Source organism: Streptococcus oralis, assembly GCF_001075875.1.
GTDB lineage: Bacteria > Bacillota > Bacilli > Lactobacillales > Streptococcaceae > Streptococcus > Streptococcus oralis_I.
Window position 1 is genome coordinate 1 of sequence record NZ_JUOS01000044.1, and the last position, 9,566, is coordinate 9,566.

At 39.5% G+C, this 9,566-nt stretch carries 7 protein-coding genes; 6 read left to right on the forward strand and 1 reads right to left on the reverse strand.

Annotated features, from left to right (window positions below):
- Window positions 1-88: 88 nt before the first annotated feature.
- Window positions 89-709: a TVP38/TMEM64 family protein gene (locus tag ADM33_RS03130; protein WP_049503131.1), complete on the reverse strand. Its 621-nt coding sequence runs from the start codon at window positions 707-709 to the stop codon at window positions 89-91.
- Between the two features lie 136 nt (window positions 710-845).
- Between ADM33_RS03130 and ADM33_RS03135 the strand changes: the two genes are divergently transcribed.
- From ADM33_RS03135 to ADM33_RS03160, 6 genes are all read left to right on the forward strand, one after another.
- Window positions 846-3,494 carry a DEAD/DEAH box helicase family protein gene (locus tag ADM33_RS03135; protein ID WP_049503132.1) on the forward strand — a complete coding sequence of 883 codons (2,649 nt, stop codon included), beginning with the start codon at window positions 846-848 and terminating at the stop codon, window positions 3,492-3,494.
- 77 nt (window positions 3,495-3,571) lie between these two features.
- Window positions 3,572-6,562 (forward strand): type I restriction endonuclease subunit R, encoded by a 2,991-nt coding sequence (locus ADM33_RS03140; protein ID WP_049503133.1) that lies wholly within the window; start codon window positions 3,572-3,574, stop codon window positions 6,560-6,562.
- Between the two features lie 11 nt (window positions 6,563-6,573).
- Complete coding sequence (locus ADM33_RS03145) at window positions 6,574-7,242, forward strand: hypothetical protein (protein WP_049503134.1); 669 nt, start codon at window positions 6,574-6,576, stop codon at window positions 7,240-7,242.
- Window positions 7,243-7,258: 16 nt separating this feature from the next.
- Window positions 7,259-8,263, forward strand: coding sequence for a hypothetical protein (locus ADM33_RS03150; RefSeq protein ID WP_049503135.1), 1,005 nt, complete (start codon window positions 7,259-7,261; stop codon window positions 8,261-8,263).
- 30 nt (window positions 8,264-8,293) lie between these two features.
- A complete protein-coding gene (locus ADM33_RS03155) occupies window positions 8,294-8,836 on the forward strand; it encodes a hypothetical protein (protein WP_049503136.1) in 543 nt (180 codons plus the stop codon).
- Window positions 8,837-8,851: 15 nt separating this feature from the next.
- On the forward strand, window positions 8,852-9,566 hold a 715-nt coding region (locus ADM33_RS03160), incomplete at its 3' end, for a restriction endonuclease subunit S (RefSeq protein ID WP_049503137.1).

Sequence of the window (9,566 nt, forward strand, 5' to 3'; positions counted from 1 at the left end):
CTTTGAGCAACCTGCGGCTAGTTTCCTAGTTTGCTCTTTGATTTTCATTGAGTATAAAATTGAGTTTTTGATCAACTTTTTTTAGTGATCAGGCGAACATTTGCCAAAAGTAATCAATGATATAAGTCAAACCATAAGTATAAACAACCAGGGTGAAGGGCTTGGTCAGGATGATAATGGTCATGTAACGCTTGAAGCTCATCTTGGTTAGAGCTGCCAGCATACAGAGAAAGTCCGCTGGACTAACCGGCCAAATCATCATAAAGATAAAGAATCGATCAAAGCGATTGCCCTTGTCTAGCCAACCGATGTACTTATCATAGGTACGCTTGCTGACGACAGACTGGACAAAGGGAGCACCGTAAAGTCGCACTAGGTAAAAGATAATAGCGCAACCAATAACGATTCCAATATAGTTATAAATAGTTCCAATAATGTGTCCGTAGATAAAGACACCTGCAACAGAGGTCAGAGCACCTGGGATGATAGGAACAACCGTCTGCAAAATCTGTAAAAAAATAAAGAGTGGTGGTCCCCAGATACCCGCCTGTTGGATAAAGGCAGATAGGGTTTCCTTGGAATGCAAAACGCCAGCCTGATAGGCCCAGATACAGAATATTAGGGTACCAACTCCACCGATGATGGAAGAAATATTAATTGCTTGCTGTAGAAGGGGAGAAACAGCTTTCATTTCTTTATCGTGTGACATGTAAACTCCTCTTGAGTAGTATGATTCTACTATACCATATTTTGAGGAGAAAGACTATATGGGGTACTTCATGTGACTTTGCCTCAAGTATGGTAAAATGGGAATAAGAAAATGGCCGCTTAGAATGAGGAAAATCATGTTAGGATTGAAGTTTAATGGCACTTGGCGCAACTACCAAAAACAGGTCTTGGATAACTTTCAGGAATATCAAGCAGATGGCCATATCCACTTGGTGGCAGCACCAGGTTCTGGGAAAACAACCATTGGTATCGAGTTGATTGCCCGCTTTGATAAGCCAGCTCTGGTTTTGGTGCCGACTGTTACCATTCGGGAACAATGGGTAGATAGGATTCGCCTGGCCTTTTTAGAGGATGAGGACCAGATCATAAGTCTCGTGTCTCAAAATCTCAAGGACATGAAGCAAATTACCATTGCCACCTACCAAGCCTTTCACAGTGCCATGCAACAAGTACAATCTCAAGAAGATAATGGCGAGGTTGAAGACTTTGTCGGCTTTGACCTAATTGCCAGCCTCAAGGAAAGGGGCGTTAAAACTCTCTGTCTGGACGAATGCCATCACTTGAGAAATGAATGGTGGAAAAGCCTAGAAGACTTCCGTAAAAATTACCAACAACTGCAAGTCATCTCTCTCACAGCAACACCTCCTTATGACAGTGAGCCAGAACTCTGGGATCGCTATCTCCAGATGTGTGGCGAGATTGACCAAGAAATCACGGTGCCAGAACTGGTCAAGGAAGATACCCTCTGCCCACACCAGGACTTTGTCTATATCTGTTTTCCGACCAAGGAAGAAGACAAGCGCCTGGAAGAATTTGAGGACACCAAGTGGCAGTATGTCAGCCAACTAGTGGTTGATCCTGATTTTCAGACGCTCATTAGGTCTTCCAAGGTTCTCAAAGGGGAAATTTCTGCGGATATGCTCCTCGAAGATCCCAAGTATCTCTCAGCCCTCCTCATTTATCTACAGGCTCAAAAGCTAGAAATTCCTAAGCACTTACGAGATTTACTGGGGGCGGAAGGCTTGCCTGCTCTTAATTACTACTGGCTAGAAGTCCTCTTGCAAGGCCTTCTCTATCAGACACCCGACTGGTATGAGGATTCACAGGAGACAAAGAAAAAGATAGAAGCTGAGTTGAAATCAAGAGGATTGATTGAAAAACGTCAGGTCTTCTTGGTCAAATCCAAGGCCAATGACCAAATCCTCAATCAATCTCTAGGAAAACTGGCTGGCATCGCATCTATCTTTGAAACCGAGTATGCTAGTCTAGGTCAGGACTTGAGACAGTTAGTCTTGGCGGACTATATCCGCAAGGATTTTGCTAGTTATCTGGGAGATGACCAAGCACCAATCACGCAATTAGGTGTACTCCCATACTTTGAAACTATTCGCCGCAGTGCTCAGAAACAGGGGATTTCTGTTCCCCTAGCAGTGCTTTCGGGAAGTGTGGTTATCGTGCCAACTAGTGTCAGGGAGGAACTCCAAGCACTCTTTCCAACAGTTGCTTTGACCTTCTCAGCCATTGGAAAACTTGACCAAGGTGCCTATCTCCAAGTAGGATTTCCATCTAGCTTTAAGGGGATGGTCGCAGCAGTGACTGAGCTCTTTCAAAGGGGGGCCATCCAAGTCTTGATCGGGACCAAGTCTCTCTTAGGTGAAGGATGGGATGCGCCATGTGTTAATTCTCTGATCTTAGGTAGTTTTGTGGGGAGCTTTATGCTTAGCAACCAGATGCGAGGGCGTGCCATTCGTGTCTGGTCAGGACATCCAGAAAAGACCAGCAATATCTGGCACCTGGTCGCTATCAAACCCTATACAAAAAATCTTTTCTTGCGGGAAAATGAAGAGGAAGTAGATAAGGATAATCCCTATCAAGATTTACTCAGTCTAATTCGTCGTATGGAGCACTTTCTAGGTTTATCCTATAAGGAGGATACCATCGAGACAGGGCTGGATCGCTTGGACTTCCCAAAACCTCCTTTTAAGAAAAGTAAGATTAAAGCCTATAATCAGAAAATCAAGGAATTGTCCAAGGACCGTAGCTCCCTTCGCAAAAAATGGCAGGAGGCGTTAGTAGTTGCGGATAAACTAGAGATTGTCAATGAGGTAGCGACAGATTGTAAGCAAATCCCTCTCTTGACACTGGTTGATGCTGAAAAGTGGGTTCGCTATTCTTTCTTACTGATTGCAGTTAATCTCCTCATCTATCTCTTTAAAACAAATGGTATTCGTTTGGCTTGGTTAACGGCTATTAGTCTTGTCTTGCTTACTATTGCTCTGGTCCGTTATTTCTTTTACAAGAGTCCTTACGTACGTCTACGTCAGGCAGGTGAAGGTATTCGTAATGCCATGCTAAAGATGGGGCATCTTTCCGATGATCAGTCGCGCGTGCAGGTGGAAGAAGATAAGGATAGCTATTGCATTTTTGCCTATCTTAAGGGTGGCAGTATGCGAGATAAGGAGCTCTTCTCTCAGACCTTGGGTGAATTCTTTGCCCCCGTGGATAATCAACGCTACCTCTTAGTAGCTAAAAAAGCCCCTGCAGGCCAGTCCAAGTATTTCGTAGTTCCTAGCATCTTTGAAAAACGCAAGGAAGATGCCCAGCTCTTTCTGGACTCCGTCGCACCTCAGCTAGGTGATTATCAGCTGATCTACACCCGTAACGAAGCGGGTAGAAAAGTCTTACTCGAAGCCCGACTCAAATCCCTAGCCAACAAAAACGACCGCATCATCACCAAGAAAAAGGTCAAAAGTGCTTTGAAGTAGGGAGGGAGAGGAAGGTTTTCTGATAGGACTATGATATAATAATAACTAGAATGTCAACCTCTGAAGGAGAAATTTAGATGCAGGTAAAACCAGAACTGGAAATAGAAAAACAACTGATAAACCAGCTGGTAACTGGTGAAAGCCAATGGACTTATCGAGAAGACCTAAAAACAGAAGAACAACTATGGGACAATTTCTTTGAGAAACTAGCCCAAAACAACGTTGCTCTGCTAGCAGACCATCCCTTGACTGAGCAGGAAAAACGCCAGATTCAGAACCAACTCAACTTTGTCAGCTATTATGATGCTGCCAAGTGGTTGGTCGGAGAAAATGGCATTGCCAAAGTCGAGGTTCAAAGAGAAGATGCGAGCCTAGGCACCATCCGTTTGTCAGTCATTTGGCGTGACAATATCGCAGCAGGAAAGTCTAGCTACGAAGTTGTCAATCAAGTCCAAAGAGAAAAAGTAAATCCTCTGGACCAAGACCGTAGACTGGATGTTACTCTTCTCATCAATGGCTTACCTATGATTCAAATCGAGCTCAAGAGCACCCAAGCAGCATTTATCGATGCTTTTCACCAAATTAAAAAATATGACCGTGAAGGGAAATTCCGTGGTATCTACTCTAGCTTGCAAATGTTTGTTGTGACCAACAAAGTAGATACTCGCTATATCGCTGCAGCTCGTGAAAACAAACTCAACAAGCAATTTCTAACCAAGTGGGTGGATAAGGACAATCATCCTGTGACAAACCTGACTAGCTTTGCCCACGAAGTCCTTTCTATCCCTCGTGCCCATCAGATGGTCATGCAGTATTCTGTCATTGATGATAGCAAGAAATCTCTCATTCTCTTGCGCCCCTACCAGATCCATGCTATCGAAGCGGTTCAGGAAGCCTCTCGCCAACAAGCATCAGGCTATGTTTGGCATACGACAGGTTCAGGGAAGACCTTGACTTCTTATAAGGTGGCGAGGAATCTCCTTCAGATTCCTTCTATCCAAAAGACGATTTTTGTCGTTGACCGCAGGGACTTGGACCAACAGACCACATCATCCTTCCTCTCTTATGCGACAAATGATGTCATTGATATCGATGAGACAGACAATACACATGATTTGGTCAAGCGACTAGGTAGTAATGATAAGCGTGTCGTGGTGACAACCATCCAGAAAATCACCACCATGATGCGCAAGTTTGACCAAGGTCTTTACCAACGAGATGCGGACAAAATCAAGGGACTCCGAGTGGCCTTTGTTGTAGATGAATGCCACCGTGCAGTGACCCCACAAACACAAAAAGACATTAAAGCCTTTTTCCCTCAGTCTCTCTGGTATGGTTTTACAGGGACGCCCATCTTTAAGGAAAATAAACGCCAGCAAGTCGGAGACCTAGCCCAAACCACCCAGCAACAGTATGGAGACCGCCTCCATGAGTATACAGTCAAGGAAGCCATCCATGACGGAGCTGTCTTAGGCTTTAAGGTGGATTATCGCAATACCCTCATCACAGACCAGGCTGAAAATGAAATACCTGATACCGTCTATGAAAATGAGGAGCACATGCTGGAAGTATTGGATGCTATTATCAATAAATCCCGCCAACAACTAGGCTTCCAAAAAGGAGTGGGCAATACCTACAATGCCATCCTAACCGTCAAGTCCATCTCTCAAGCCCAAGCCTACTATGACCTTCTCAAAAGAGTCAAGGCTGGTCAGACACGGGTCAAGGTATCAGAGAGGGTCAAGATGGTCCTGCCAGACTTTCCAAAGGTGACCATCACCTACTCTGTCACTGAAAACGAAGAAGACTCAAGAGCCAACCAAGACCACATGAAACAGGTCTTAGAGGACTATAACCAAGAATTTGATACACACTTTACTATGGCGGATCTCCGTGGCTTTAACACAGATGTTAATAACCGGCTTGCCCGTAAACAAGACAAGTATCTCTATCGCAATGAGCAGTTGGACTTGGTTGTCGTGGTCAATCGTCTCCTAACAGGATTTGATGCACCTTGTCTATCGACCCTCTTTATCGATCGCAAACCCATGCAACCGCAGGATTTGATTCAGGCCTTTAGTCGAACAAACCGAATCTTTGATTCTAGTAAGAACTATGGTCATATCATCACTTTTCAAAAGCCTCTAGCCTTTAAGGAAGCAGTCGATAATGCCCTCAAGCTCTACTCAAATGGTGGTGAAAATGATGTTCTTGCACCTAGCTGGGAAGAGGAAAAGAGAAACTTTATGAGAAGTTGTAGTGACTTCCAAAATCTAATCACCGATGACCCCGAAGAAGGACTCCAAATCGAGCAAATCTCTACGCCTGAATTGAGAAAACTAGCCAAGGCTTATCAATCCTTTGATAAATACTTGGCTTCTATCCGAGTTTATAAAGAGTATAACGAGGAAGAAATCTATGCAGAGACTGGACTAACCGCAGAAGAATTGGAAAACTATCTAGGCTTCTATCAAAATATCCTTGCCGAACTTAAAAGTCGTTCAGAAGATGGTGATAAGGATGGGGAGCCACTGGATATCCACTACGAACTGGAGTCTATCCAAGTAGATGAGATCAACTATGCCTATATACTGACCTTGATCCAAAGCCTGATCGAGCAAGAGCAAAGTCAGGAAAAGAGTCTCAGTGCACAGGACAGAGAAGCAGTGGATACCTATATCCAAAGTCTGGAGAAGACCAATCCAAATCTTGCACAGATCATCTCAGAACTTTGGCAAGAAGTACAGGCAAATCCAGACCGCTATAGAGGTCAATCCATCGCCAATATCCTTGACCAGATGATTGAAGCGGTCATCCAGCAGCATATCCAAGACTTTAGTAAGACCTGGTATGTCGGTGAAGATGATCTCCGCTACTATGTCAATCACTACCGCAAAGGAGCAAAAAAACAATTAGGAGAAAGTCAACTGACCAAGAGCCAGCGTTACAAGGACTATAAAGTTGAGGTGACAGATGCCCTCAACCCACTCCTCTATAAAAAACAAATCAAAGAAGCCTATACCCAACTGATCGAAGAAGTCATTGAGCCGTTGAGGGTGGGGAGGTAGGAGAGAATATTATGTGTAATTATCCAAATGAAAAATTGTTTATAGATTTTTTTACAGATGATATGCTTAAAGAATTGGGTGTAGTGTCAATTAAAGATCTTAATTTTGAAAAAGGTAGTTTTAGGATATTGACACCAATCAATAATCTAAATTGTTTCAACGAAATTGACATTAGTAATCCTATAAATTTTGGGCTTAATAATAATTTACCTATTGGTGGTATTGGAAATATATCTTTAATTTCAATAAGTGAAGTTGAAGGGAGAGGTACAAAAGGGACATCTCCGTTTAAGGATTCTGGTTTTGATGCTGGTCATATTTTAGGGAGACAGCTTTTTAAAGGGACCTGCTTTAATACTAGTAAAAAGAATAAGAATAATATTTATAAACAAACTAAGTGGTCTAATAAAGGAAATCACCATACAGCAGTCCATGGGCATAACCAGACGTATTTTGAGAACTTTATTATTTATCAATTATTAAAGAATACTCCGGAGGCAATAGTAAAATACAGAGCCGATTTAATATACTGTGACTCTGAGGAAAAAATACCTAGAGGTATTCATATAAGAAGTAGTTGTGAGCAAAACGAAGACTTGAATTTCAATGTTTTTGTTCCAAATGTTGAGATAGAAGGACGCATAGATTATAAAAATGATAATTTAGTGATTATAAAATAATTGGAGATTGATGTAAATGAAAGTTCAATATTTTAATGTTTTTTTGTGTCGAAATGGTGAGAAGACAGATTATGATTTATCTAAGTTAATTGATAAAATTCGACTATCTTCTCCTGTAGAAAGAACTGTAAAATTAGGGAGTCAGCATACTATATTTATGAATAATAGTAGACCTCCTTCATATCAGAAAACGAATGGTTCTTCATTGGAAGGGTACGAATATCTTCCTAAGAATAGAACAGTTTGGATTGGAAAATATCGTAGTGAAAAACCATATGAAGGAAAAATAGGTAAAGAAGAAATTAAACAAATTGATGGTGATCTTTTCGAACCTAGTGTTTGTTTGATTATTCCTACATCGTATCTCTTTTTGATGGAAAGAAAGTTTTTAGGGCCATCATTTAATCAAATAGGAGAGTATCTATCAAGTTTTATAAAAAGTAAAGATCCTGATGTAAAGTATTCTGTGAAATTTGAGCCTATGAAAACAGATGAATTAAAACCTTTGATAGAAGCATCTGAGAGTATTAAATCAATCGTTATTCAAATTAGAAATGAAGGTTTTCAATTGTCAAGTTTGTTTCCAAATATTAACGATAGCAACAAAACACTATTAGAGAAGTTATTTGGTAATATGATTGAAGTGTCTGAAGAATTAGATATAAATACTACCACTATAGTATTCAAGAAAAGTCGATATAAAAGAGAAATGGATATAAAACGTGTTGATAGAATATTGAAATTATTAAATACAGAGGATGAAAATTTAATATCAGCTAAAGTTGAATTTTTAAATCCAGAAACAAAAGAATCTGTTTCACTAGATTTAAAGAATGATGGATTTTATATTCATGATATAACTTCTTCAAAGACTGAGGAATTTAACATATTAGCTAATTTAATGACAAAACACTATTATGACGATCAGAATCATAATAAGGATACTCAATATACTTTATTTGGTGCTTTGTTACCAATTAATGAGAACGAATTTGAGATTGTAACTGAAGATAGCTTGTAAAAATCTAAAAACTAGAAAGGGGATATTAGCGTGCTTAAATTTATTGATAAATATTTTTGGTGGTTCCTACTTGTCATAATTGTAATGGTTATTTCAATATCTCTTTTACTAGGAAACTATTCAGACATGTATTGTTGGTTTTACAAAAATGCTTATTTAGATAATACAAATTTAGTAACCATATCAACAGTTTTTATTGGAATTTATTTTTCTTTATACGGATTTTTATTAAGTTCTGGTACAAGTTCTCTTGTATCAAAACTTAAATTAAAAGAGTATAAGAGACTGGTTTCAATAGTTAATAGAGGATTTTTATCTAGTTTTATTATAGTTATATTTTCTTTTTTTAATGAAAACATATATAATTGGGTGGGTAAAATATATATACTATTCCTATTTTTTATTTTTCTCTTGCTTATTGGATCTGCAATTCAAATAGCTATTTATTTTACATTACTTTTTAGATATGACTTAAATAAAAAATATAATAGTTTTGAGGAAGATATACAAAAAGAAATTCTAGATAATGAATTGCGTAAAAAGTTAAAACAATTTTTAGACAGAGAGTTATAAGAATTGAGGAGAAAAATGAAGCCTAAAATCAGTTTTAGTGAAGAACAGAAAGATTGGATTAAAAGACCTTTATTATCTAATATAGAAAAAATCTTAGATTACAGAGGGAGAACACCTAAAAAATTAGGTTTAAGTTGGAGCGATACAGGTTTTTTAGCTTTATCAGCTTTAAATGTAAAAAACGGCTATATTGATTTCAATGCTGATGCAAATTATGGAGATCAAGAATTGTATGATCGATGGATGGGCGATAATCATCTTCATAAAGGGCAAGTTGTTTTTACTACTGAAGCACCAATGGGAAATGTTGCACAGATTCCTAATGATGATTTATATATTCTAAGTCAACGTACGATTGCCTTTGAAGTTAAACATCATTTAATTAGAGAAGATTTTTTAGCCACTTTATTGCGTAGCCCAAAAATATTTAATGAATTAACTTCTTTATCAAGTGGTGGAACTGCAAAAGGAGTTAGTCAAAAATCTTTGTCAAAACTCAAGGTTTGTGTACCTGCCTCATTAGACGAACAACAAGCCATTGGCTCTCTTTTCCGCACCCTCGACGACCTTCTATCTAGCTACAAGGACAATCTCGCCAACTATCAATCTCTTAAGACTACCATGCTCTCCAAGATGTTTCCCAAAGCTGGACAGACCGTTCCTGAGATTCGTTTGGATGGATTTGAAGGAGAGTGGAAGTTTATTAGATTGGGAAAAGTTCTTTTAGAAG